Origin of the sequence: Sphingomonas sp., from assembly GCF_039594485.1 — a bacterium.
Classification (GTDB): Bacteria; Pseudomonadota; Alphaproteobacteria; order Sphingomonadales; family Sphingomonadaceae; genus Sphingomonas.
The window spans coordinates 120,192-144,589 of record NZ_JBCNNI010000006.1; the positions used below are offsets into that span (position 1 = coordinate 120,192).

A 24,398-nucleotide genomic window follows, 5' to 3' on the forward strand; every position below is an offset into this window, starting at 1 on the left:
CATGGCAAGAACCCCCACCAAGAGCCTGTTCACGGCCGAACTCGTCGTGCCCGCGATCAAGGCGTCGTTCGTCAAGCTCAATCCGGCGGAGCTGATCCGCAATCCGGTGATGTTCGTCACCGCGACCGTCGCGGCGCTGATGACCGTGCTGCTCGTCATCGGGCATGACGGCCTCGGCGTCGGCTTCAAGCTGCAACTCGTCCTGTGGCTCTGGGCCACGGTGCTGTTCGGCACCTTTGCCGAGGCGCTGGCCGAGGGGCGCGGCAAGGCGCAGGCGGCCTCCCTGCGCGCCGCCAAGGCGGAACTGACCGCCAAGCGGCTGACCGGCGACGGGCGCACCTATGACGATGTGCCCGCCAGCCAGTTGAAGATCGGCGACATCGTGCTGGTCGAGACCAACGACCTGATCCCCTCGGACGGCGAGGTCGTCTCCGGCGTCGCCAGCGTCAACGAGGCCGCGATCACCGGCGAGAGCGCGCCGGTGATCCGCGAGGCGGGCGGCGACCGCTCGGCGGTGACGGCGGGCACCCGCGTCATCTCCGACGAGATCCGTGTCCGTGTGACGGTCGAGCCGGGCAAGGGTTTCCTGGACCGGATGATCGCCCTGGTCGAGGGCGCCGAGCGGCAGAAGACGCCCAACGAGGTCGCACTGACCCTGTTGCTCGTCGGGCTGACCATCATCTTCCTGATCGCGGTTGGCACCATTCCGGGCTTCGCCGCCTATGCGGGGGGCAGCATTCCGGTCGCGATCCTGGCGGCGCTGCTGATCACGCTGATCCCGACGACGATCGCCGCCTTGCTGTCTGCGATCGGCATTGCGGGCATGGACCGGCTGGTCCGCTTCAACGTGCTCGCCAAGTCGGGCCGCGCGGTCGAGGCGGCGGGCGACATCGACGTGCTGCTGCTCGACAAGACCGGGACCATCACCATCGGCGACCGGCAGGCGTCCGAGTTCCGCGTGGTCGGCGGCGCGAGCGAGGCCGAGCTGGCCGATGCCGCGCTGATCGCCAGCCTGGCGGACGAGACGCCCGAGGGCCGCTCGATCGTGACGCTGGCGCGCGACCGTTTCCATGTCGGGATCACCGAACTGCCCCAGGGGGCGGAGATCATTCCCTTCACCGCGCAGACGCGCATGTCGGGGGTGAAGATCGGCGAGACGCTGATCCGCAAAGGCGCGGTCGATTCGATCCTGCGCGCCAGCACGGGGGCGGGAGAGACGGCGGCGGCGACCGAGCTTCGCCGCATCACCGACGAGATTGCGCGCGCCGGTGGCACGCCGCTGGCGGTGGCGCGCGACGGCCGGCTGCTGGGCGCGATCTTCCTGAAGGACGTGGTGAAGGCCGGCATCCGCGAACGCTTTGGCGAGCTGCGCACCATGGGCATCCGCACGGTGATGATCACGGGTGACAACCCCCTGACCGCCGCCGCGATCGCCGCCGAGGCCGGGGTGGACGATTTCCTGGCGCAGGCGACGCCCGAGGACAAGCTGGCGCTGATCCGCAAAGAACAGTCGGGCGGCAAGCTGGTCGCGATGTGCGGCGACGGCACCAACGACGCGCCAGCGCTGGCCCAGGCCGATGTCGGGGTGGCGATGAACACCGGCACCCAGGCCGCGCGCGAGGCCGGCAACATGGTCGATCTGGACAGCGATCCGACCAAGCTGATCGAGGTGGTCGGCCTCGGCAAGCAGTTGCTGATGACGCGCGGCGCGCTGACCACCTTTTCGGTGGCCAATGACGTGGCCAAATATTTCGCGATCATCCCCGCGATGTTCGTCGCGCTCTATCCGGGCCTGGGCGTGCTCAACGTCATGGGACTCGGCTCGCCGCAATCGGCGATCCTCAGTGCGATCATCTTCAATGCGATCATCATCCCGCTGCTGGTGCCGCTGGCGCTCCGGGGTGTGACCTATCGGCCGATGGCGGCGGGACCGCTTTTGGCGCGCAATCTGGCGATCTATGGCCTTGGCGGCTTGATCGCGCCCTTTATCGGCATCAAGATCATCGACATGCTCGTCGGTGGCCTCGGCCTCGCCTAAGGAACTGGACAGATGGGCAAGGATTTCACTTCCGCGTTGCGACCCGCGATCGTCATGACGATCCTGTTCGCGGCACTTCTGGGGCTCGCCTATCCGCTGGCGATGACGGGGATCGGGCAGATATTGTTCCCGTCGCAGGCGAATGGCAGCCTGGTCCGCGACAGCAGCGGCCGGGTGATCGGATCGAGCGTGGTCGGGCAGGCCTTCGCCTCGGATCGCTATTTCCAGACCCGGCCCTCGGCGGCGGGCAAGGGCTATGACGGGCTGGCCTCTTCGGGCTCCAACCTCGGTCCGGCGTCGCAGGCGCTGGTCGACCGGGTGAAGCCCGATGTCGCGAAACGCCATGCCGAGGGTATCGCCGGGCCGCTGCCCGCCGATCTGGTCACCGCCAGCGGATCGGGCCTCGACCCCGATCTGTCGCCCGCGGCCGCGCTGGTCCAGGCGCCGCGTATCGCCCGCGTTCGGGGCGTCGCCGTCGACCGCGTCCGCGCGCTGGTCGCGGCCAACACCGAAAGCCCGCTGCTGGGCGATCCCCATGTCAACGTGCTGGCCCTGAACCGCGCGCTGGACGGCACGGCGCGCTGATGGCGGGCGGTCCCGGGCGGCCCGACCCCGACGCCCTGCTGCGCACCGCCGCGCAGGAGGGCCAGGGGCAGCTCAAGATCTTCCTCGGTGCCGCCCCCGGCGTCGGCAAGACCTATGAGATGCTATCCGAGGGGACCGCTCGCCGCCGCGACGGGGTGGACGTCGTTATCGGTGTCGTCGAGACGCATGGCCGTGCCGAGACCGAGGCGCTGACCCGCGGGCATGAGATCATCGCGCGGCGTGCCGTCCCCTATGAGGGGCGCACGCTGCACGAGATGGATATCGACGCGATCCTGGCCCGCAGTCCCCGCCTGGTCCTGGTCGACGAACTGGCGCACACCAACGCGCCGGGCAGCCGCCATTCCAAGCGCTATCAGGATGTCGAGGAACTGCTGGCGGCGGGGATCGACGTCTATTCGACGGTCAATATCCAGCATGTCGAAAGCCTCAATGACGTGGTGGCCAGCTTCACCCGCGTCCGGGTCCGCGAGACCGTGCCCGATAGCATCCTGGAGGCCGCCGAGATCGAGGTGGTCGACATTCCCCCCGACGAGCTGATCGAGCGGTTGAAGGCGGGCAAGGTCTATCTGCCGCATGAGGCGACGCGGGCGCTGGGGCATTTCTTTTCCAAGTCCAACCTGTCGGCGCTTCGCGAACTGGCGCTGCGCCGCGCGGCGCAGGCGGTCGATGCGCGGATGCTCGACGATGTGCGGGCGCTGGGGCTGGGGGGGACCTGGGCGGGCGGCGACCGGATCGTCGTCGCGATCAGCGAATTGCCCGGTTCCGATGGACTGATCCGCGCGGCCAAGCGGGTTGCGGACGGCCTGCGGGGGCCCTGGACCGCGCTGTTCGTCGAAACGCCGCGCGCGGCGTCCTTCACCGATGCGCAGCATGCCCGGGTCGCCGCCGCCATGACGCTGGCGACGCAACTGGGCGGCGCGGTGGCGACCGTGCCCGCCGAGACGGTGGTGCAGGGCATCGGCAATTTCCTGCTCGATGCGCGCGCGACGCAGCTTGTCCTGGGCAAGTCACGCCGCTCCCGCTGGTTCGAGTTGCGCCATGGGTCGGTGGTCGACCGGGTGATCCGCGACACGTCCGACGTGACCGTCCATGTCCTGCCGGTGGCCGCCGACACGAAAGGGCGGCAGCGGCGCAGCCATCGACCCGGCCGCTGGGGCACGCCCTTCGGCTATGCGATGACGACCGGGATGGTCGCGGCGGTCACGGGCGCTGCGAGCGCGTTGTTCCATATTCTGGACCTCGGCAATGTCGCGCTGCTCTATCTGTTGCCGGTGATGGCGGCGGCGAGCTTCTTCGGCCTGCGCACCGGGCTTTATGCCGGGATCGCGTCCAGCCTGGCCTACAACTTCTTCTTCCTGCCCCCCGTCGGCACGCTGAGCATCAGCAATCCCGAGAACCTCATCTCGGTCATCGTCCTGCTGGGCATCGCGATCGCCACCAGCCAGTTGACCGCACGGGTGCGGGCCCAGGCAGACCTCGCCGCCGCCAGTGCGCGGACCAATGCGACGCTGGCCGGGTTCCTGCGCCAGATCGCCGGGGTCAACGATCCCGATATCGCCGCGCAGATGATCTGCGACGATGTCGGCCGCCTGCTGGCGGTGCAGGTGATCCTGCTCGCCCCCGCGCATGGCACGAATCTGGAGATACTGGCCGCCAGCGACCCGGCATATCGGCTCAACACCATGGACAATGCCGCCGCCGCCTGGGCCTTCGACACCGGCCAGGCGGCGGGCAAGGGATCGGGCACGCTCGCCGCGTCCGAATGGCTGTTCCAGCCGCTCAAGGCGGGGGAGCGCATATTGGGCGTGCTGGGCGTGGCGAGCGACAGCGCCGCCAACCCGGTGCGCGCCGACCAGTTGCCCCTGCTCAGCAGCCTGATCGACCAGTCGTCGCTGGTGCTGGAGCGGCTGCGGCTTCAGGCGGAGATGCGCGATGTCGATGTGGTGCGGACCCGCGACCGCCTGCGTGCCGCCTTGCTCTCGTCGGTCAGCCATGACCTGCGCACCCCCCTGACCGCCGTCATGGCGGCGGCGGACCAGCTTGGCCACGAGGTCACGCCCGACCTGATCGCCACGATCAAGGGGGAGTCGGCCCGGCTCAACCGCTTCGTCTCCAACCTGCTCGACATGGCGCGGGTGGAGGCGGGGGCGATCAAGCTGAACGTCGAGGCGATCGACCTGAGCGATGCCGTCACCGGCGCTGCGCATGACGCCCGCCGCGCACTGGAGGGGCATGACGTCCGCCTCGACGTGCCACCAGACCTGCCGCTGGTGCGGGTCGATCCTCAGCTCCTCCATCATTGCCTGCTCAACCTGCTCGACAATGCCGGGCGCTACGGCGATCCGGGGAGCGAGATCGTCATCGAGGGGCGCAACCGCTTCGGCGAGATACGCCTGTCGGTGCTCGACCATGGCCCGGGCCTGCCGCCCGGCCGCGAGGCCGAGGTGTTCGAGACCTTCACCCGGCTGGAGGGATCGGACCGGGCCGTCGGCGGTACCGGACTAGGCCTCGCCATCGTCAAGGCCTTTGCCGAGGTGATGGGGATGAGCGTGGAGGCGGCCAATCGTCCCGATGGGGAGGGGGCCTGTTTCGCGCTGGTCTTCCCGCCCGCCCTGATCCTGCGTGACACACCCACCGAAAGCCCGAGCTGATGCCCGCCAAAATTCTTGTCGTGGACGACGAAGCCGCGATCCGCCGCCTGCTCCGCAACACGCTGGTCCGCGCGGGCTATGCCGTGGTCGAGGCGGAGGACGGCCGGGACGCGCTGCGCCAGGCATCGGTCGAACAGCCGAGCGCCGTCCTCCTCGATCTGGGACTGCCCGACCGGGACGGGCTGAGCCTCATTCCGCTGCTGCGCAAACAGGGCGAGGCGGTGGTCCTTGTCGTTTCGGCCCGCGATGCGGTGGAGGAGAAGGTCACGGCGCTCGATCTGGGGGCGGAGGATTATGTGACCAAGCCCTTCGACAGTGAGGAACTGCTCGCACGGCTTCGCGTCGCGCTCCGCCATCGCGGGGTGGCGGACGCGACCGAGAAGACGGTCGAGCGCGGCGATCTGCGCATCGATCTCGACCGGCGGGTCGTGACGCGGGCGGGCGAGGAGGTGCATCTGACCCGCAAGGAGCATGACGTGCTGGCGATGCTGACCCGCCATATCGGCCGGATCGTCACCCATGACCGGCTGCTGGCGGGCTGCTGGGGTGGGGACGAAGATCCCCGCGTCGAATATCTGCGCATCGTCATCCGCAATCTGCGCCAGAAGCTGGAGGCACCCGGTCCGGTGGGCAGCGTGATCGCCAACGAGCTGGGGGTCGGCTATCGTCTGCGCGCGGACGGGTAGGGGAGACGGGACTGGGGGCCCATGGTCGCCGCTGCGCCGGAACCGTCAGTCGCCGCTCGGGGCGAAGCCCAGGCGTCTCGCCGCGCCGATCGCGCGCCACCGCAACAACTCATCGATCCCCGCATAGCCCAGCCCCATATGCGGCGGACGCGAGGTCAGGACGTCGCCCAGATCGACCGTTCCCGAGCGCAGCGCGATGCGGGCCAGGTCCCGCCACCGCCGCGCCGTCTCCCAGCGGATCAGGCGGGCCGACTCGGCATCGGGCTCGGCCTGCGCCATGAAAACCGACTGAAGGCCCGCAATGGCTTCGCCCAGTCGACGCAGCGTCGCGCCGTCGGGCACCGGCTCGCCGCCCATATTATGGTGGACCAACAGCGTGGCGATGGTCGCCGCCTCCTCGCCCAGCAGGGGCGCGTGCGCCTCCGCCAGAACCCGTGTCGCGCTGGCCCGCATCGTGCGGGTGAAGCGTTTGGAAACGCCCCCGTCATGCTGGCGATAGACCAGAAGCGGCTCGTCCAGCCGCGCGATCCCGCCAAAGCGCGCGATCCGATGATACAGGTCGAAATCCTCCGCATAGAGGATCTCGGGGCGGGTCAGCGGATCGAGACGTCGGGCGATGTCGGCGCGGAACATCACGGTCGACCAGACCAGCGGGTTTTCGATCCAGCTCAACCATCGGATCAGGTCCGGCGTGGTGTGCGGCGCGTACCCCATGGGCAGCACCTGTCCCTCGACCAGCTGCTCGGCCTGTGCCCCGACGAGCACGACGTCTGGATGCGCCTCCAGATAGGCGACCTGTCGCGCCAGCCGTTCCGGGCGGCACAGATCATCCTGGTCCAGCCCGGCGAGATAGCGCCCTCGCGCCTGGGCAAAGCCATGGTTGCGCGTTCGGACCGGGCCGACATTGACCGCATTCTCGATCAGGCGGACGCGCCGATCGGGCCAGTGGCGGATCACGTCGCGCGTCCCGTCCGAGGAGCCGTCGTCGACGACCAGCGCTTCCCATTCGACCAGCGTCTGCGTCGCCAGACTGGCCAGCGTCTCGCCGATCAACGCCTCGCCATTATAGGCGGGAATGACGACGCTGACGACGGGGCAGGGGGGGGAGCAGGGGGCGGGGGTGGCGGCGGGATCGGTCATGCCGCCGCGCTGTCCTGTCCCCTGATGTGGTGGCCCAGCACTTGGTCGACGATCATCTGGCCGACATTGTTCTGCCACAGCCACAGGCCATTGGCCTGCCCGCGAAAGCTCTTCTCGCCGCCAAGCGGTCCCCAGGGGACGAAGCCGGCCGCCAGGCCGATGCCATAGGCACCGGGCACCGGCCGGCCATCGGCATCCAGGATGCGGCAATGGCGATCCACCATCGGCCGCCCGACGCCATGCGCCAGAGCGATCGATCGGCCCGCGGCATCGAGCAGGGGCAGCGCACGCGGACGATAGCCGAGCGCCCCGACGACCAGATCGGCGCCCGCGATCAGGTCGCGTGTCCGCCGGTCGTCATGTCCGGCGATCCGGTGAAGCGCGACGCGCGGATCGGGCACGCGTCCGCCCAGCGAAAGCATGCGCAACACCAGTTCGCGCGATTCCAGTCGCAACCCCGCGAGCCGTAGGACGAAACCGCTTACCGGGCAGATATCGTTCTCGGTGAAATCGGTGAAGCCGTCGGCATGGGCCGCCGCGCGCGTCGGATAGAAGGGCTTTGGCGGATGGCGCACCAGCAGGGTGATGCCGCCCGCCCCCAGGGCAAGGTCGGGGGATTTGAGCAACAGGACGGCGGCGGCGAGCGCGCTGGTCGACGCGCCGATGATGACGATGCGGGGCGCAGGCCGGTCCGAAAGTCGCTCGATCGCCTGCTCGACGCCGCCCAGGCGCAGCAGCGCATCGGATCGCATCAGCCTGTCGCCCGCCATCTCGCTCAGCGGGCGACCCGCCACCATGGTCGCGGCGATCTGGGCGTCGGTCTGATATCCCCCGGTCGCGACGACGATGCTGCGCGAGGTCAGGTTGCGCGGCCCGTCAGGGGTAATCAGGGTGGTGCGCCAATGGCCATCGTCGGTCCGCTGTGCGCTGACCGCTTCCGTCTCGGTCAGGACGCGCCCGCCATGCGCGGTGACGATCTCGCGCAGTCGCTGGGCCGTGGCGCCGAGCAGCGGCGCGGTGTCGGTGAGCGGCGCGCCCAGGGCCCCGCAATAGTCCGCCATGACCTGTCCCGCCGGATGCGTCTCCAGCGCGGCGAGTTCGGGATGGGGATTGTCCTTCACCGCCGACAGGAAGGTTTCCGCCGTCGTATCCGATCGGATCGCATAATCGCCCAGTGCGCCCGGCCCGATCCGCGCCGACCGTTCGACCAGTATCAGTCCCTCTTTGGCCAGTTGAGTCAGCGTGCCGTTCTTGCTGGCGGCGGTCAGCATTGCCGTCCCGGCGGGGCCGCCCCCGATCACGACACAACCGGCCGGCCTTCCGAAAGGCGCGTCATCCGGCGTCTGCTCGGCGACCACGGCCACATGATCGATCGCGGCGCGGAGGCGTTGGGCGACGGTCGCCGCATCGCCGGGGCTCATCGCATCGGTTATCGGCAGGCTCAGCATCCGGGCGGACAGCCGATCCGCGACCGGCGTCGGCTCGATCAGGGCGGTGTCGCGGAACAATGGCTGCTCGCCGAGATGCGGACTGAAGTAGCGACCCGCGCCGACGCCGTTGGCCGCGAGTGCGTCGATGATGGCATCGCGATGCGGTGCCATCGCTGGCGGCAGCAGCACGGGCATGAACTGCGTCGCCTGCCGCATCGCGGCCGTGCGCTGGAATTCAAATCCGCTCAGATTGTCGCGATATTCCTGGTCGAGCGCGGCGCGGGCGGTGCAGATCGTATCGATTTCCGCCAGTTTGCACCGCGCCATCAACCCCAGCACTTCGGGCATCTTGGCGTTGATACCGGGAAGCGTCGCGCTGCGCCCGCCTTCAAAGCCGAAATTGACCATCGCGCGCAGTTGATCGATCCGCGAGGGATCGCCGCTATAGATCAGGCCGCCTTCCGCCACCGCGAAGGTCTTGGTCGCGTGCATGGAATAGACCAGCGTGAAGGGCGCGCCCGTTCCGAACCCGCGCCCCATCTCGTCGAGCGTGCCGAGCGAGGCAGCGGCGTCGATCACCACGCCGACCTGGTGCCGCCGCGCGAGCCAGGCATAGCGGTCGAGATCGATCACCGTGCCGAAGGTCGCATAAGGCACGATCACCGCGATCCGATTGCCATGGCGGGCGAGCATGCGCTCCTCCTCGGCCGGATCGGCGGTCCAGCCATCGGGCTCGACATCGACGATCAGGGGAGTCAGCCCGGCCCAGATCGCCGCCTGTGCCGTGGCGGCAAAGGTCATGGCGGGCATCAGGGCCAGGCCGCCCGCCCTGGGAGCCAGACCCGCCGCCTGACGGATCGCGACCATCAGGCCCAGCGTCGCATTGCCGACCGCCAGCGCCGCCCCCGTGCCGCCGAACATCCGGGCGACGATCTCGCTTTCCAGCGCAGCGACCTCCGGGCCGTTGTTACTGAACTGGCCCGATGCCTCGATCCGCTTCAGCCCGTCAATCTGCTCGGAAAGGCGCGGGGGGGCGGGGGCGATCAGTGGAAACTGCATGAGGCGCTCATCCTGTGGCACGCCCCGGCATTTCGCACAGTCGTTGCTAAGAACCGGTTAGCGGAATCTGTCCCGTTTTTCCATTCAAATGCATCGTTGTTGCGCGATCACTCCCCGGAATGCCCGCTCATCTCCGCGCCTGCATCAGGGGCGAAGCGGCGGTTCCAGATGACGGCGGAGGCCGAAATGGCGGCAACGATCAGAAACGCGACGGAAAAGACCGCCAGCGTCGGCGTCTGGCGTCCCTCGATCAGTGTCCCCAGTTCCAGCACCGTCGCGGCGGTGCAGATGCCTAGCGACAGGGTAAGCTGCTGGAACGTCGCATAGAAGCTGGTGGCGGCGCTCATCCGCTCCTTGTCGACATCGGCATAGGCGATCGCGTTGAAGCCGGTGAACTGGAAGGAGGTGAAAAAGCCCGACAGCGCCAATATGCCGATCATCGCCGCGGTCGGCCAGTCGGGTCGGAACAGCGCGCAGGTGGCATAGCCCGCGCTGCTGACCAGTCCCGAGACGATCAGGCTGCGCCGAAAGCCCCAGCGGCGCAGGACACGCGGGGCCAGCGCCTTCATCGCCAGCGCCCCGACCGCGCCCGCCATGGTGATCGTGCCCGTCTTCGCCGCCGACAGCCCGAAGCCGAGCTGGAACATCAGCGGCAGCAGGAAGGGCTGCGCGCCTTGCGTGATCCGCGTCAGCGATCCGCCGATCACCGACAGGCGAAAGGTGGGAATGCGCATCAGGGACGGGTCCAGGATTGGATCGGGGGTCCGCCGCGCATGCCGCACATAGGCGATGGCGAGCACCGCCCCGATCGTCAGCAGGATCAGCGCCACGATGCCCGTGCCGGGCCGGCTGGCCAGTTCGAAGCCGAACAGCAGCCCGCCGAGCGACAGGCCCGACAGGAAGAAGCCGGATATGTCGAACCGCGCGCGTGAGTCGCCGCTCACCTCCGGCACCAGCAGGAGCGACCCGATGACGCCCAGGATGCCGATCGGAATGTTGAGATAGAAGATCCAGCGCCAATCGAGCCAGGTGACGATGAACCCGCCCAGCGGCGGTCCCAGGATCGGCCCGATCAGCGCGGGCATGACCAGCCAGGATAGCGCCTGCACCATATCCTCCTTGGCCACGCTGCGCAGGAGGACGAGGCGCCCGACCGGCACCATCATCGCGCCGCCGATCCCTTGCAGGAAGCGCGCGGCGACCAGGACCGGCAGCGACGCGGCCTGCGCGCACAGGATCGAGCCGACGAGGAACACGACGATCGCCGAACAGAAGATGCTGCGCGATCCGAAGCGATCGGCGAGGGTCCCGCTGGCCGGGATGAACAGCGCAAGCGCCAGCAGATAGCTGGTCAGTGCCAGGCTGAGGCTGGTGGCGGTCGTGCCCAGATCCCGCGCCATGGTGGGCAGCGCGACCGTCAGCACGGTGCCGTCCAGTTGCTGCATGAAAAGCGCGGAGGCAACGACCAGCGCGATGACCCGGTATCCCCGCGTCGGGGAAGAGGATGCGGCGGAAGGATCGGTCTTTCCCGATCCGCTGGTCACCGCCTCCACTGCGGGGGCGAGGCCATCGCCCACATCCGCGCTCATGGATGCCAGATTACGTCGTCGCCACCGCATGCCGTTCCATTCACCTTCGATCCTGACCGTTACCAGAACGCAATCACCCCCGATGCGATCATTCCGGTGGAAATAGAAGGGGATTTTCAGCGAATGGTGGTCAGCGATCGATCGGACGCGATGGCGAAAACGCGTCCGGTGCGACTGGGGAAAAATAGGGGGCGCCCGCGTGGATGCGCGGAACGCCCCCCCAGCCCAGGGGAGGGGTCAGAAAGTCCCGCGCAGACCGATCAGGAACTGGCGGCCGGGCTTGTACTGGGTGAACGTGGCATTCTCATACTGGAAGTAGGAGCGCAGCGTCGCGTTGGTGAAGTTGGCGACGTTGATGGTCAATTGCGGCGCGCCAGCCACTCCGAAGAGCTTGTCGAGGTCGAAGGACGACGAGAAGTCATAGGTGGTGAAATCGGTGCCAAAGAGTGCGGCGGCCGGGATGCCGTTCTGCGCCGCGCCGCTGTTCTGCGCACCCTGACGCGAGGTCGTGGAGACGCGCAGCATCACGCCATTCTTCTCGTAATAGCCGGTGATGTTGTAGGTGAAGGGCGCGACGCCGAACGCCACGGCGGGCCCATCGCTGCGCTGGTCGACGATGGTGGCGTTGGCGTTGAAACCGAAGCCGGTGATGCCGATCGCGCGGGTGAGGAAGTCGAGCGGCTGGACCCACTGGAATTCCAGACCGTTGATGGTCAGCTTGTTGGGCACGTTGATCTGCGACGTGACCTGGACCTGTGCCTGGGTCGGACCGCCGCGCGCATTGATCGCGATCTGCTGCGTCGGGTTCAGCGTGTCATAGGTGATGCCGTACTGCGCCAGGTTCGAGAAGGGCACCGTCGAGATCGCGGTGGTGGTGAAGCCCTCGATCGACTTACGGAACGCGTTGAAGCTGATCACGCCCTCGCGACCCGTATAATATTCGAAGCCCAGGTCGAGATTGGTCGACAGATAGGGCGCGAGTGCCGGGTTGCCGATCGAGGCCTGGTCGGCTGACGGCGCGCCGAAGTTGATGCCCGGCAACTGTGCCGAAGGATCGGGACGGGTCATCGTCCGCGAAGCGGCGGCGCGGACCACGGCATGCGCGCCGATGTCATAGGCGACGGTCGCGGCGGGCAGCCACTCCGAATAGACGTTGCGGGTCGTCGCGATGTTCACGATGCTGGGATAGCGGCTGCCGTCGGGCAGGGACGCGCCGGTCGCGGTCGTGTTGCGCGGATCGGGCAGCGAGACACGGCCCGAGATCGTCTGGATCGTGTTGACGTAGCGCAGGCCGACATTGAAGCGCAGGGTGTTGCCGCCCAGTTCGTGCGCGCCGTTGACGGTCGCGAAGGCCGATTTGACGATCTCGCGGATGAAGCCTGCGCTCGCACCCGTGTTAGCGCCGCCATTCTCCGGCGCATTGTCATGGAAATACTGATAGTTGCTTGCCTTGGCGAAGGCGGGCCAGTTGACCGTCACGAAACCGGCGGGGCCGGGCATCAGATAGCTGGACGCCGCGCTGTTGGGGATCAGCGACCCGCCATAGCTGACCGGACCGGTCATCCCCGCGCTGTAGCCGGTGCCATAGCCCGGATAGGTGGGATAGCCGGCCGGTGCCGCGCCGGGCGCGTTCAGGCCTTCGCACGGCGGCTGCAAATTGGGGGAGGGCACCGCGACATTGGGATTGTTGCCGCACACCGCGTTCTGCCAATACTGGCTGTTGTCGAAGCCGCGAATGCGCCGCGCCGTATTGTCGAACGCGCCGCCGACCTTCAGGTTGAGCGTGGTGTCGCCCCAGGTCAGGTCGCCGCGCATCCCCTTGTTGATATAGAGACGCCGCTCGTCCTGAAGGTTGACGCGGCTGCCCGCATTCCAGCCGAAATTCTTCGGGTCGTTCAGGTCCAGGGCACTGGTGATCGTGGGGATGCCGCCATTGTTCGAATAGGTGACGGTGTTGCCGACGCCCAGCGGCGTGGTCATGCCGACGGTCGGGCTTTCGCGGTGGAAGGTCGATCGCGCGTAATTGCCCTGGATGTTCAGCTTCAGCGTATCGTTGATCTCCCACTCGCCGCCGGGATTGACGCTGAACAGGTGTGTCGTCTCGGTATAGGGGCGGAATTCGTTGAAGAACTGGACATTGGCGAAGGTGCCGCCGGTGACGGTGCAGCCCGCGCTGCAATCCGCCTTGTCGAAGGTCAGGTTGGTCGGGATCAGCGCGCCGTTGCGGACGATCCACGCCATGTTCTCGCGGGTCAGTTCGTTCTTCTTGAAGCCATACAGACCGTCGATGTAGAAATGCAGCGTGTCCGACGGACGATATTCGGCGCTGACGATCGCGTTCACGCGGTCGCGGGGCCCACGAATGCTGGTGAAGCGGCCCAGACGGGGCATCAGGCCGTTGTCGATCTGCTGGATGGTCGCGCCGGGATTGTTGGCGAGCAGGAAGGCGCGATCGATCGTCGTCCCCGCGACCAGGCCGGCACCCGCGCCGGCGGGCACGACCGCGGGGATCGTCCAGTTGCCGCCGCCCGTGCTGTTGCATCCGCTCGTCGCGCCGCACTGCGCGGCGGTCAGCGCCGGGTTGGTATAGCCGATCGTCTCATATCCGCGCGTGTCAGTGAACAGGCGCTGCGCCGACACGCCGGCCAGAATGCCGAACGTGTCGTTGCGCCAGCTTCCGATCAGCGATCCGCGCGCGCCGATGCGATCCTCCGGCGTCTGCTTGGTGCCTTGGATGTTATAGGCGACGAACGAGGTGTTGCGGTCGAACGGTCGCGCCGAGCGCAGGTCGATATTGCCCGCGGCCCCCCCTTCGAGCAGGTCGGCGGTATAGCTCTTGTTCACCGTCAGCTTGGTGAACAGGTCGGTCGGAAAGAAGCTGAGGTCGACCGAACGGTCGGTGCCCTGCGCGTCGGTCGCACCCGACGAGGCGACCGCGATCGGCGCGCCGTTCAGCGTGACGTTGGTGAAGTTCGATCCCAGGCCGCGAATGGCGACGTTGGTACCTTCGCCGGTCACGTCGCGGGTGATGGTCACGCCCGGAATGCGGTTGAACGATTCCGCGATATTGGTGTCGGGGAACTTGCCGATATCCTCGGCAAAGATCGAATCGGTAAAGCCGATCGAGGCGCGCTTGGCGTTGGTCGACTTGGCCAGGCTCGACCGATAGCCGGTGACGACGATATCCTCGCTCGACGTGCCCTGGGTCTGGTCGGTCTGGGGTGCGGGGGCGACCGCCGGGCCGTTATCCTGTCCGTCGGCCGGGGTCTGTTCCTGGGGCGGCGGAACCGCCTGCGCCAGGGCCGTGGTGGCGCTCAACGCGCCGACGGCAGTGGCGCAGAGCAGGGCGAAGCGGCGCAGGCGGATGTCGGGCACAGTCCTCATGTCGGTCCTCTCGGTCGTTCCGCTGCCGTTCGTTGCGGCATGCGGGAATTCAATGATGATGAGAATGGATGTGCCGCCGGATCAGGCGACGGGTGCGCAATCTCGGTGGGGAGGGGCGGTGACAGCCCGCATCGCGGGTCGCGGGACGCCCGATCGTTCAAGGCATGACGATACCGTGGAAACCATTCCCATCCCCTCTCATGGCCATCTCATGTGGCCGATTGATAGCGGTATCGTCACGCCTATTGGCCTGGAAGTCAAATGAAAATTGGTTAGACCGATATGGAAGAACTTTCGGAAATAGTCAGTAGTATCATGAGGATGCTATGGGAATATGGTCATGCCGGTTGTCTTGAGTCGGATTTCGGGCGGTGAGAGCCTCCGACTCGGCCCTTGGTTAAGCGGCTTGGATGGGTGTTAGCGGTTCCAGGATGAGATAGCATTGGCCGGACCAATGATGTGCTTCGGGGCAGTGCTTCAGTGCGCCTGCCCCGGCGCATGGGGGAATTGCCGGGCCTGGTACCAGGTCAGGTCATGTTCGGGCGGTCGGACCCCGGCGGGAAGCGGGCGATGGTTGACCGACATCCAATAGGCCAGGCTCGCATCCCGCCACCAGCGGGCCTCGCGCGCCTGGATTCCCAGATAGGTCGCGGTCTTCTGCCAGCGTTCATCGTCGATCTTCGGGCGGAGCATGTCCCACTGCCGCTGCATCCCGGCGACATAGGCGACGCCACGGTCATAATGGGTGACCAGTTCCTCCCACAGGCTGCGGCCGCTTGCCATGCGACGATCCCAGGGCAGGTGGTGGAACCAGAGCAGCATCGATTCCGGTGTCGTCGCGGGGTTAGCGAAGGCCTTGGCGACGTGCTCCGCATATTGGCCAACCGCATTGCTGCCCTTGGCGGTCCGGTCAAAGCCGATGCCCGCCGCATCGGCGCGGTGATAATAGACCGGATTCCATTCGGGGCGCGCCAGATCGGAAACCCATGGTCCCGGTCCGTAATGGTGCCCCGTCGCCATCAGATGGGAGAGGCCCAGCGCGCCGGTATAGTCCACCATCGCCTCGCGCGATCCCATCATCATCGCGGTCACGGTGTCGATCACTTGAGGGTCGTTGCCGAAGGTCTGCGCTGCCCAGGCCCGCGCGATCGCCTCGGCCGACAGGGCGGGGTCCCAGGCGAGGCGACCGAAGGCGTACCAGTTGGCCTGATTGAAGGTCGATCCGCTCCAATCGCGATCGCGCCCGATATTGGCGACCCCCGCCATGCCGGTCAGCCTGTGATGCTCCGCTTCTCCATCGACGACATCGGCGACCGTCTCGCCCGGTTTCCAGCCGGTCCTGGCGTCGAGGACCTCGGTGAAGAGCGGGCCGAGATAGGCGAGGTGCGTCGCGAAGCCGAGATATTCCTTGGTGATCTGGAACTCGATCATCAGCGGCGTGCGCGGCATCGCACCGAATAGCGGGTGAAAGGGCTCGCGCGGCTGGAAGTCGATCGCGCCATTCTTGACCTGTACCAGGACATTGTCGGCGAACTTGCCGTCCAGCGGCTTGAACTCGGTATAGGCCTGCTTTGCGCGGTCCTCCGGGTCGGTCTCGGCATAGACGAAGGCGCGCCACATCACGATGCCGCCATGATCGCGCAGGGCGGCGGCGAGCATGTTGGCACCGTCCGCATGGCTGGCGCCATAGTCGCGCGGACCGGGTTGCCCCTCGCTATTGGCCTTGACCAGGAAGCCGCCGAAATCGGGGATGGCGCGGTAGATCTCGTCCGCCTTCGCCTTCCACCAGGCGGCGACCGCGGGATCGCGCGGGTCCGCGGTCTTGAGTCCGCCCAGCTCGATCGGGGCGGAGAAGCGGACCGACAGATAGACGCGGATGCCCCAGGGGCGGAAGATATCGGCCAATGCCGCCGCCTTGGCGATATACGGTGCGGTCAGGCTGTCGGCCTTGGCATTGACGTTGTTGAGGACCGTGCCGTTGATCCCGATCGAGGCATTGGCGCGGGCATAGTCGGTATAGCGGGGGTCGTGGAAATCGGGGAGCGTCCACCAGTCCCACAGCGACTGACCCGCATAGCCGCGCTCGACCGACCCATCGAGATTGTCCCAATGGTTGAGGACGCGCAGTTTCACCTTGGGGGCGGATCGCAGCGCGATCGCCTGTGCCGAATGGCCGGTGGCGAGGTGACGGATCAGCGCGAACGCGCCGTAAAGGGTGCCCCGATCGCTATTGCCCGCGACCAGCACGACGGGGCGCCCGTTCAGCGTCACCGAACGGACCAGATAGCCTTCATCGCCCAATCCGTCGAAGGGCAGGCGCAGGGCCGCGATGCCCGGCGCGGCGGCGGTCGTCACCATGACGGGCGGCATGTCGGCGGGGAGTGCGCGTCGCAACTCAGCTTCTGCAAGCATGAGTGTTGGGGAGTTACCTGACCGACTTACTTCAACTTGCCTGACCGATTGTATGTTCGATCGTAGCCAAAGGCCATAACCGTCGTCCGCGGCGGCAGGAGTCGTCAATATTATCAATGATATAACTGACGTCCCGATCAGCGTCCGCAACCCGTACATGCCGCTCTCTCCCAAGGGGTCGGCGATTGACAAGCCGACGCTCGGTTATAATGGTAATGCTGTCATACCAATTGGCAAGCCGGTTGAAAGCGGCTGTCGAACCAGGAGAGGCCGTGATGCTTGCCAGCCGCCGACCGAACCGCCGCGCAGCCCCGTGCTGGACCATGGTGGATTCGCGTGTCACCTTTCCGCTCGCCGCCCGCCCGCGCCTGCTTAGTGAGATGCGAGCGGTCCGCCCGACCCTCGGCTTGGATGATGTCCATCCTTGGAACAGCGAGAGGCATGGGCCGGTCGAAGCTAGCCGCTCCGTGATGACGACCGGCCCCCAAGACCGCGATGCGCAGGTCGTCGCGTTCGATATCGCCTGAAGGATTTCTGGATGCCCAAGATCATCGCCGCCCGCCTGATCGTGACTTGCCCGGGCCGCAATTTCGTCACCCTGAGGATCGAGTGCGACGACGGCACCACCGGGCTGGGCGATGCCACGCTCAACGGCCGGGAAATGAGCGTCGCCAGCTATCTGCAGGATCATGTCATCCCCTGCCTGATCGGACGCGACGCGCACCGGATCGAGGATATCTGGCAGTATCTCTACAAGGGGGCCTATTGGCGGCGGGGGCCGGTGACGATGACCGCGATCGCGGCGGTCGACATGGCGCTGTGGGATATCAAGGGCAAGATCGCCGGGCTGCCCGTCTATCAGTTGCTGGGCGGCGCGGCGCGGGAAAGCTGCCTGGTCTATTGCCATGCCAACGGCACCAGCATTGCGGACACGATCGCGACGGCGATCCGCCACCGGGACGAGGGCTATCGCGCGATCCGCCTGCAATGCGGCGTACCCGGGCTTGCCTCCACCTATGGCGTGGCCAAGGCCGGGCAGCGTTACGAGCCCGCCGATGCCGATCTGCCGAGCGAGAGCGTCTGGTCGACCGAGAAATATCTGCGCGTCGTCCCCGAACTTTTCGCGGCCGCGCGCGAGGCGCTGGGCTGGGACGTCCATCTGCTTCACGACGTGCATCACCGGCTGACTCCCATCGAGGCGGCGCGGCTGGGCAAGGATCTGGAGCCCTATCGCCCCTTCTGGATCGAGGATGCGACCCCGGCGGAAAATCAGGATGCCTTCCGCCTGATCCGTGAGCACACGACGACGCCGATCGCGGTCGGCGAGATCTTCAACTCGATCTGGGACGCCAAGCATCTGATCGAGAACCAGTTGATCGACTATGTTCGCGCCACCGTCGTCCATGCGGGTGGGCTGACGCATTTGCGGCGGATCGCGGCGCTGGCCGATCTCTACCAGGTTCGGACCGGATGCCATGGCGCGACCGACCTGTCGCCCGTCACCATGGCGGCGGCGCTGCATTTCGGGCTGTCGATCCCCAATTTCGGCATTCAGGAACATATGCCGCATACCGAAGAGACAGATGCGGTCTTCCCCCATCATTACCGGTTCGAGGATGGCATGATGCATCCCGGCGATGCACCGGGGCTGGGCGTCGAGATCGACGAGGCGCTTGCCGCGACCTATCCCTATAAACGCGCCTATCTGCCGGTGAACCGGCTTGAGGACGGCACGCTGTGGAGCTGGTGAAATGAGCGATCTGACCCAGGCCGCCGCGACCGCACCCGAAACCGCCGCCCACGCCGTATCGCCGCCGCGCGGGCGGATACGCTGGATCATCTGCGGCCTGCTCTTCGCGGCGGTGGTGCTCAGCTATGTCGACCGGCTGGTGCTGGGGGTTCTCAAGCCGCAGCTCACCGCGCTCTATGGCTGGAGCAACAGCGGTTATGGCGACATCACCGGCTATTTCCAGGTCGCCTATGGCATCGGCTTTTTGCTGTTCGGCTGGCTGATCGACCGGATCGGGCCGCGCGCGGGTTATCTGCTGGCGATGGGAAGCTGGACGGTCGGGCATTTCGCCCAGACGCTGGTCACCTCGACCACCGGCTTCGTCGTGGCGCGCATCCCGCTCGCATTCGGTGAGGCGGGGACCTATCCGTCCGCGCTGGCGGCGGCGTCGCAATGGTTCCCCAAGAAGGAGCGCGCGCTGGCGATCGGCATCTTCAACGCCGGCGCCAATGTCGGCGCGGTGGTGACGCCGTTGCTGATCGGGTTCATCGTCGCCGATCTGGTGCTCGACTGGCGCTGGGCCTTCATCATCACCGGACTGTTCAACCTCGTCTGGCTGGCGGCGTGGTGGCGGCTCTATCACCCGCCCCATGCCCATCCGCGCATCACCCCGGAGGAGCGTGCCTGGATCGAAACCGAGCCGGTCGAGACCAGCGGCCGTGCGGGCTTCGCGACCGTGCTGCGCCACCGCGAGACCTGGTCCTACATGACCGGGCGGTTCCTGATCGATCCGGTCTGGTGGACCTTCCTGTTCTGGCTGCCCGACTTCTTCCACAGCCGTTACGGCTATGACCTGAAGAGCTTCGGCCCGCCGCTGGTCGCCATCTATATCATGGCGGATGTCGGCGCGATCGTCGGCGGCTGGTATTCGTCACGGCTGCTGAAAGCGGGGGTGGCGACGGGGCGTGCGCGCAAGCGGGCGATGTTCTTCTGCGCGTTGTTCGCGTTGCCGGTCATGTTTGCGGCGCAGGCGGCCAGCATCTGGATCGCGGTGGCGATGATCGGTTTGGCCTGTGCCGCGCATCAGGGCTTTTCGACCAACCTCTTCGCGCTGCCCGGCGACCAGTTTCCCCGCTATGCGCAAGGGACGCTGATCGGGCTTGGTGGCTTTGCGGGGGCGACGGGGGGCTTCATCGCATCCAAGGCGCTGGGCGTCCTGCTCGATCGGGTGGGCAGCTATCAGCCCTTCTTCATCGCGTGCGGCCTTGCCTATCTTGTCGCGTTGCTCGTCTTCCACCTGATCAACCCGCGCTATCGCGACGTTCGGATTGGATAAGCCCCGCGCCGTATCAGGGCGCAGGCCCCTTTCCCGCACGGCCGCGTTATCCCTCCTGAAGGAGAATGCGGCCGTGCCCATCAGGATTTCGAGCGAAGACGGTTACGCCATGAAGCCGGTTCCACCGGTTGACGGCATGGCGGGGGAGGGGGCGGTTTCCCCTGCGATCGGAGCGGCCGGCAAGTCGGCCACGCCGCGCGGACGCTCGCCGATCATGGCATTGGGGATCGTCGGCCTCGTTCTTGGCGCGAGTGCCCTGGTCGGGCGTCGCAACGCGCCCGATCCGTCGCATCCGCGCATCCGGCGCTGGTATCGACGCCTCGACAAGCCCGGTTACACGCCGCCCGATCGCGTGTTCGGTGCTGTCTGGCCCGTGCTGGAGACGGGGTTGGCGATCGGCGGCTATCGTCTGCTGCGCCGTCCCTCGGGCCGCGCCCGGGACGCGGCGGTGCGGCTGTGGCTGGTCAATATGGCGATGGTCGGGGGCTGGACGGAGCTGTTCTTCCGCCGCCAGCGCCTTGGCGCCAGCGCGGTGGCGTCGGGTGCGATGGTCGCCTCGGGCGCGGCGCTGGTGGCGACGTCGGCGAAGGTCGACCGACCTGCCGCCGCGCTGGCGGTGCCGTTCGTCGCCTGGCTGGCCTTTGCGACGCTGCTGGCCGAGCGCATTCGTCGCGACAATCCGGGGCATGGCCGCTGAGCCACGCCACCATCGGAGACGGAAGGCGCGCGCAGGTCAGCCCTGCGCGCGCTTCACATAGCGCGAGACATTGTCGGCCAGAACGCCGAGCGGCACGTTGCCGCCGTCCACCACCGCCTGATCGAAATCGCGCAGGTCATAGCGCGGGCCGAGCGTCGCCTTCGCGCGGGCTCGCAGCGCGACGATCTCGGCACGACCGACTTCATAGCCGCATGCCTGGCCCGGCCATGCGCAATAGCGGTCCACCTCGCTGACGGCATTGGAGCGCAGCAGGCCGGTGGCGGCGATGAACTCGGCCAGCGCCTTGTCCCGCGACCATCCGATCGCATGGATGCCGGTATCGACGATCAGCCGCACCGCCCGCCACGCCAGGCCCATCAGATAGCCAAGGCGTCCGGCCGGATCGCCCTCATACATGCCCAGTTCGTCGGCCAGTTGCTCGGCATAGAGCGCCCATCCTTCGGAATAGGCGTTGAACGCCAGGATCGATCGGATGAGCGGCAATTGCTGCGCATATTCGCCCTGCCAGACATGGCCCGGAATCCCCTCATGATAGACGAGGTCCGGGATGGTCACCCGGTTGTGGATCGTCGGATCGCCCAGATTGACCCAGACCTTGCCCGGCACCCGACCGTCGATCGTGCCGGGGCCGCCATAAGCGGCGGGTGCGCCCGCCTCCTGCGCAAGCGGCATGCGCAGGATCTCCAGATTGCCACGGGCGAGACGACGAAAGGCCTGGGGCAGGCGTGGACGGATCGCGTCGATGCGGCCCTGCATATAGGCGATGATCTGCCGCCGCCCCTCGTCATTGTCGGGAAAGCCGATGCCCGGGCGGCGCTGATAGGCGATGGTGCGTTCGGCCACGCTGCCCTGCGTCAGTCCTTCCTTGCGCAGGATCTGATCCATCTGCGCCTGCAATTCGGCCAGCCGGGCGCGACCCATGGCATGCAATTCGGCCGCGCTGCGCCGGGTCGTCGTCCCCGCGCGCAGGCCCCAGGCATACCATTCGGCACCGTGCGGGCGGGCCCCCATGCCGGCGGCATCGGTCGCCACCGCCCGCTCTGCGCGCAATTCGGCCAATTGCCGTTCCAGTGCCGGGATCACCGCCGATCGCACGATCTGTGCGGCGCGGCCGGTCCAGTCGCCGGGTATCGTCCGGGCCTTTCGCGCAAGAGGGCCGAGCAGCGGACCATCGACATTCGTGGCTTCGGCTAGCGTGCCGCTCATGCCCGTGATCGTCTTGTCGAGCAGGAAGGCGGGCGGAACCACGCCCTGTTCGCGCGCCTGTCGGATCCGCACCGTCTCGCCGTCCAGTTGCGCAGGCATGGCGGCGAGCCGGGCCAGATAGGCTTCGGCATCGGCCGCGTCGCGAAGCGGCTGGTCGCCGTCGAGCATCTGCGGCACGTCGAGCCACGACCCGACATTCTGGACGACGGCATAGGGCGTGTTGCGCCAGTCACCGATCGTCGCCACCCCATAAGGCAGCGCCATGCCGTCAAGGGCGGTGCGAAAGGCATTCTCGACCACAGCGATGCTGGTCGCGGTCGACGGATCGAGCCCCTGGCGGGGAAGCCCGGCCAGGTCCTTGAGAGCGCCGGTCAGGAACTGCTGCCGCGCCGCAATGCCCACGGGCGAACGGTCCTCCAGCCGTCGCCGCAGATCGGCATGGACACCCTCGTCGACGCCCAGCGACGTCGCCCGTTCGGGCATCAATTCGAGCAGCCCCCAGGCGATACGATCGAGCAGCACATTCGCGTCGGTCGGTGCTGTCGCCGCCGGAAGGGCAGTCGAAGCGGTGAGGGCGGTCGCGCCGATCAGGGCGTCGCGGCGGGAGAAAAGGCGGCTCATCCCCGAGTGATGAACGCCCGCCAGCCGCACGTCAAATGGCCTTTGCCGTGTTACGGGAAGCCCTTGCCGCCATGTGCGCCGACGGCGGTGCCGGTCGAAAAGCTCGCCTCGCCCGAGGCCAGCGCGACATAGAGCGAGGCGAGTTCAGCAGGCTGGCCCGCGCGTCCGAGCGAGGTGTCCTGTCCGAACTCGTGCAACTTACCGGGAAGCTGGCCGCCCGCAACCTGGAGCGGCGTCCAGATCGGGCCGGGGGATACGGCGTTGACCCGGATGCCCTTCTTGGCGAGCTGCTTGGCCATTCCACGCGTCAGGTTCTGGATCGCGGCCTTGGTGGAGGCATAGTCGATCAGGTCCTCGCCGGGGTCATAGCTGTTCTGCGAGATCGTGTTGATGATGACCGCGCCGGGCGGCATTGACGGGATCGCCGCCTTGGAAAAGCGGAAGACGTGATAGACATTGGTTTCATAGGTGCGGACGAACTGTTCGTCGCTGATATCCATGATGTCCGCCTTGGACTGTTGATAGGCGGCGTTGTTGACCAGGATATCCAGTCCACCGAGCTGCGCGATCGCCTTTCGCACCGTGTCCTCGCAAGCCTTTTGCGTTCGGATATCGGCGGGCAGCAGAACCGCCTTGCGGCCCGCCTGCCGGATCAGCTCGGCGACCTCACGTGCGTCGGGCTCTTCGCTGGGGTAGTAGTTGATCGCGACGTCGGCCCCTTCGCGTGCGAAGGCGATCGCGGCGGCGCGGCCGATCCCGCTGTCGCCGCCGGTCAACAGCGCCTTGCGTCCGGTCAGCTTGCCCGATCCGCGATAGCTGGCCTCGCCATGGTCGGGGCGCGGCGTCATCTTGCTCGCCAGCGCGGGCCAGGGTTGGCGCTGTTCGGTAAAAGGCGTGCTGGTATAGGCGTTGCGCGGATCGCGCAGGCTGGGCACCAGGGGCGTGGCCGCTCCCCCGGCCGCTCCCCCAGACTGTCCGAGCGCGGCCTGGGGCGCCGCCGCTGCGGCCAGCCCGAGAGCGGCACCGCCCAGGACGCTGCGGCGGGAGGTGTCGATGTCGCTCATGTTCCAGTCCTTTCGCGGCCAGCCAACGGGAAGAAGGCGGCAATCGCCTCATGTGAAGCGTCTCTCCAACAAGTGGCCTGCGGAGTTGATCCCTGGTTGTTTCACCCGGTTAACGACCTGAGAGCCCGACTCATAATTCGATCTTTGCGATGCGTCGGGTCATTCGCCTGATGGAGGCGATGAGGAGCCATGCTTCGGCGGATGCGATGGAGGCCTCCCAGTCCTTGGCGAGGCGGCGGCATCGGTTGAGCCATGCGATGGTGCGCTCGACGACCCAACGGCGCGGCAGGATGACGAAACGCCCGGTATCGGAACGCTTGACGATCGCGATGGCGAGGCGGTCGAGATGCGCGATGGCGTTTTGCAGCTTCTGTCCGGCATAGCCGCCATCGGCAAAGAGGCGTGACAGCGACGGATAGGCGTCCCGGCAGCGTTCGATAAGTTCGGGTGCGCCGTCACGGTCCTGGATATCGGCAGGACGCACCAGTCCGTCGAGCAGATTGCCAGCCGTGTCGGTCGCGATGTGACGCTTGCGCCCCTTGATCTTCTTGCCGGCATCATAACCGCGCGGCCCGCCCGCTTCGGTGGTCTTCACCGATTGACTGTCGATGATGCCCGCGGTCGGTTCGGCGTCCCGGCCTTCTGCAACCCGCATAGCTGCCACCAGCACCGCATTGATCGCATCGAGCAGGCCGCTGTCGCGCATCCGGTAGAAATGGTACTGCACCG

At 67.1% G+C, this 24,398-nt stretch carries 16 protein-coding genes; 8 read left to right on the top strand and 8 right to left on the bottom strand.

Translation table 11 applies throughout. The features are described from left to right. Position 1: 1 nt before the first annotated feature. Genes kdpB through ABDV78_RS04295 form a run of 4 tightly spaced genes read left to right on the top strand, consistent with a single transcriptional unit; the run spans position 2 to position 5,981 of the window. Complete coding sequence (gene kdpB, locus ABDV78_RS04280; RefSeq protein WP_343525979.1) at positions 2–2,038, top strand: potassium-transporting ATPase subunit KdpB; 2,037 nt, start codon at positions 2–4, stop codon at positions 2,036–2,038. Between the two features lie 12 nt (positions 2,039–2,050). Further along, positions 2,051–2,623 carry a potassium-transporting ATPase subunit KdpC gene (gene kdpC, locus ABDV78_RS04285; RefSeq protein ID WP_343525980.1) on the top strand — a complete coding sequence of 191 codons (573 nt, stop codon included), beginning with the start codon at positions 2,051–2,053 and terminating at the stop codon, positions 2,621–2,623. Next, positions 2,623–5,295 carry a sensor histidine kinase KdpD gene (locus ABDV78_RS04290; RefSeq protein ID WP_343525981.1) on the top strand — a complete coding sequence of 891 codons (2,673 nt, stop codon included), beginning with the start codon at positions 2,623–2,625 and terminating at the stop codon, positions 5,293–5,295. Before kdpC ends, ABDV78_RS04290 begins: the two co-directional genes overlap by 1 nt. Continuing rightward, positions 5,295–5,981, top strand: coding sequence for a response regulator transcription factor (locus ABDV78_RS04295; RefSeq protein WP_343525982.1), 687 nt, complete (start codon positions 5,295–5,297; stop codon positions 5,979–5,981). The genes ABDV78_RS04290 and ABDV78_RS04295 overlap by 1 nt, the downstream gene beginning before the upstream one ends. A 45-nt stretch (positions 5,982–6,026) precedes the next feature. Here ABDV78_RS04295 and ABDV78_RS04300 read toward each other — a convergent pair whose 3' ends face one another. The 5 genes from ABDV78_RS04300 to ABDV78_RS04320 form a co-directional block, all read right to left on the bottom strand. Beyond that, on the bottom strand, positions 6,027–7,121 hold the full coding sequence (locus tag ABDV78_RS04300) for a glycosyltransferase (RefSeq protein WP_343525983.1): 1,095 nt from the start codon (positions 7,119–7,121) through the stop codon (positions 6,027–6,029). Beyond that, positions 7,118–9,610: a DegT/DnrJ/EryC1/StrS family aminotransferase gene (locus ABDV78_RS04305; protein ID WP_343525985.1), complete on the bottom strand. Its 2,493-nt coding sequence runs from the start codon at positions 9,608–9,610 to the stop codon at positions 7,118–7,120. The genes ABDV78_RS04300 and ABDV78_RS04305 overlap by 4 nt, the downstream gene beginning before the upstream one ends. Before the next feature lie 107 nt (positions 9,611–9,717). After that, the gene (locus tag ABDV78_RS04310; RefSeq protein WP_343525986.1) at positions 9,718–11,199 is read right to left on the bottom strand and encodes an MDR family MFS transporter; all 1,482 of its coding nucleotides are present in this window, start codon (positions 11,197–11,199) and stop codon (positions 9,718–9,720) included. Between the two features lie 237 nt (positions 11,200–11,436). Beyond that, complete coding sequence (locus ABDV78_RS04315) at positions 11,437–14,583, bottom strand: TonB-dependent receptor (RefSeq protein WP_343525987.1); 3,147 nt, start codon at positions 14,581–14,583, stop codon at positions 11,437–11,439. A 477-nt stretch (positions 14,584–15,060) separates the two neighbouring features. Continuing rightward, a complete protein-coding gene (locus tag ABDV78_RS04320; RefSeq protein ID WP_343525988.1) occupies positions 15,061–17,154 on the bottom strand; it encodes an alpha-glucuronidase family glycosyl hydrolase in 2,094 nt (697 codons plus the stop codon). A gap of 113 nt (positions 17,155–17,267) precedes the next feature. Here ABDV78_RS04320 and ABDV78_RS04325 point away from each other — a divergent pair, with 113 nt between their 5' ends. From ABDV78_RS04325 to ABDV78_RS04340, 4 genes are all read left to right on the top strand, one after another. Further along, a complete protein-coding gene (locus tag ABDV78_RS04325; RefSeq protein WP_343525989.1) occupies positions 17,268–17,522 on the top strand; it encodes a hypothetical protein in 255 nt (84 codons plus the stop codon). 11 nt (positions 17,523–17,533) lie between these two features. Beyond that, the gene (gene manD, locus ABDV78_RS04330) at positions 17,534–18,745 is read left to right on the top strand and encodes a D-mannonate dehydratase ManD (RefSeq protein ID WP_343525990.1); all 1,212 of its coding nucleotides are present in this window, start codon (positions 17,534–17,536) and stop codon (positions 18,743–18,745) included. A gap of 1 nt (position 18,746) precedes the next feature. Further along, the gene (locus tag ABDV78_RS04335) at positions 18,747–20,060 is read left to right on the top strand and encodes an MFS transporter (RefSeq protein WP_343525991.1); all 1,314 of its coding nucleotides are present in this window, start codon (positions 18,747–18,749) and stop codon (positions 20,058–20,060) included. A 73-nt stretch (positions 20,061–20,133) separates the two neighbouring features. Beyond that, positions 20,134–20,757 (top strand): TspO/MBR family protein, encoded by a 624-nt coding sequence (locus ABDV78_RS04340; RefSeq protein WP_343525992.1) that lies wholly within the window; start codon positions 20,134–20,136, stop codon positions 20,755–20,757. 36 nt (positions 20,758–20,793) lie between these two features. Here ABDV78_RS04340 and ABDV78_RS04345 read toward each other — a convergent pair whose 3' ends face one another. From ABDV78_RS04345 to ABDV78_RS04355, 3 genes are all read right to left on the bottom strand, one after another. Then, a complete protein-coding gene (locus ABDV78_RS04345; protein ID WP_343525993.1) occupies positions 20,794–22,605 on the bottom strand; it encodes a DUF885 domain-containing protein in 1,812 nt (603 codons plus the stop codon). Between the two features lie 50 nt (positions 22,606–22,655). Then, positions 22,656–23,669 (bottom strand): SDR family oxidoreductase, encoded by a 1,014-nt coding sequence (locus ABDV78_RS04350; protein ID WP_343525994.1) that lies wholly within the window; start codon positions 23,667–23,669, stop codon positions 22,656–22,658. 130 nt (positions 23,670–23,799) lie between these two features. Further along, the coding region (locus ABDV78_RS04355) for an IS5 family transposase (protein WP_343525996.1) at positions 23,800–24,398 on the bottom strand (599 nt) is incomplete at its 5' end.

Bases quoted from the DNA above. Each gene is read 5' to 3' on its own strand.
- kdpB (WP_343525979.1), top strand. From the start codon at position 2: ATGGCAAGAACCCCCACCAAGAGCCTGTTCACGGCCGAACTCGTCGTG.
- kdpC (WP_343525980.1), top strand. From the start codon at position 2,051: ATGGGCAAGGATTTCACTTCCGCGTTGCGACCCGCGATCGTCATGACG.
- ABDV78_RS04290 (WP_343525981.1), top strand. From the start codon at position 2,623: ATGGCGGGCGGTCCCGGGCGGCCCGACCCCGACGCCCTGCTGCGCACC.
- ABDV78_RS04295 (WP_343525982.1), top strand. From the start codon at position 5,295: ATGCCCGCCAAAATTCTTGTCGTGGACGACGAAGCCGCGATCCGCCGC.
- ABDV78_RS04300 (WP_343525983.1), bottom strand. From the start codon at position 7,121: ATGACCGATCCCGCCGCCACCCCCGCCCCCTGCTCCCCCCCCTGCCCC.
- ABDV78_RS04305 (WP_343525985.1), bottom strand. From the start codon at position 9,610: ATGCAGTTTCCACTGATCGCCCCCGCCCCCCCGCGCCTTTCCGAGCAG.
- ABDV78_RS04310 (WP_343525986.1), bottom strand. From the start codon at position 11,199: ATGAGCGCGGATGTGGGCGATGGCCTCGCCCCCGCAGTGGAGGCGGTG.
- ABDV78_RS04315 (WP_343525987.1), bottom strand. From the start codon at position 14,583: ATGAGGACTGTGCCCGACATCCGCCTGCGCCGCTTCGCCCTGCTCTGC.
- ABDV78_RS04320 (WP_343525988.1), bottom strand. From the start codon at position 17,154: ATGTACGGGTTGCGGACGCTGATCGGGACGTCAGTTATATCATTGATA.
- manD (WP_343525990.1), top strand. From the start codon at position 17,534: ATGCCCAAGATCATCGCCGCCCGCCTGATCGTGACTTGCCCGGGCCGC.
- ABDV78_RS04335 (WP_343525991.1), top strand. From the start codon at position 18,747: ATGAGCGATCTGACCCAGGCCGCCGCGACCGCACCCGAAACCGCCGCC.
- ABDV78_RS04345 (WP_343525993.1), bottom strand. From the start codon at position 22,605: ATGAGCCGCCTTTTCTCCCGCCGCGACGCCCTGATCGGCGCGACCGCC.
- ABDV78_RS04350 (WP_343525994.1), bottom strand. From the start codon at position 23,669: ATGAGCGACATCGACACCTCCCGCCGCAGCGTCCTGGGCGGTGCCGCT.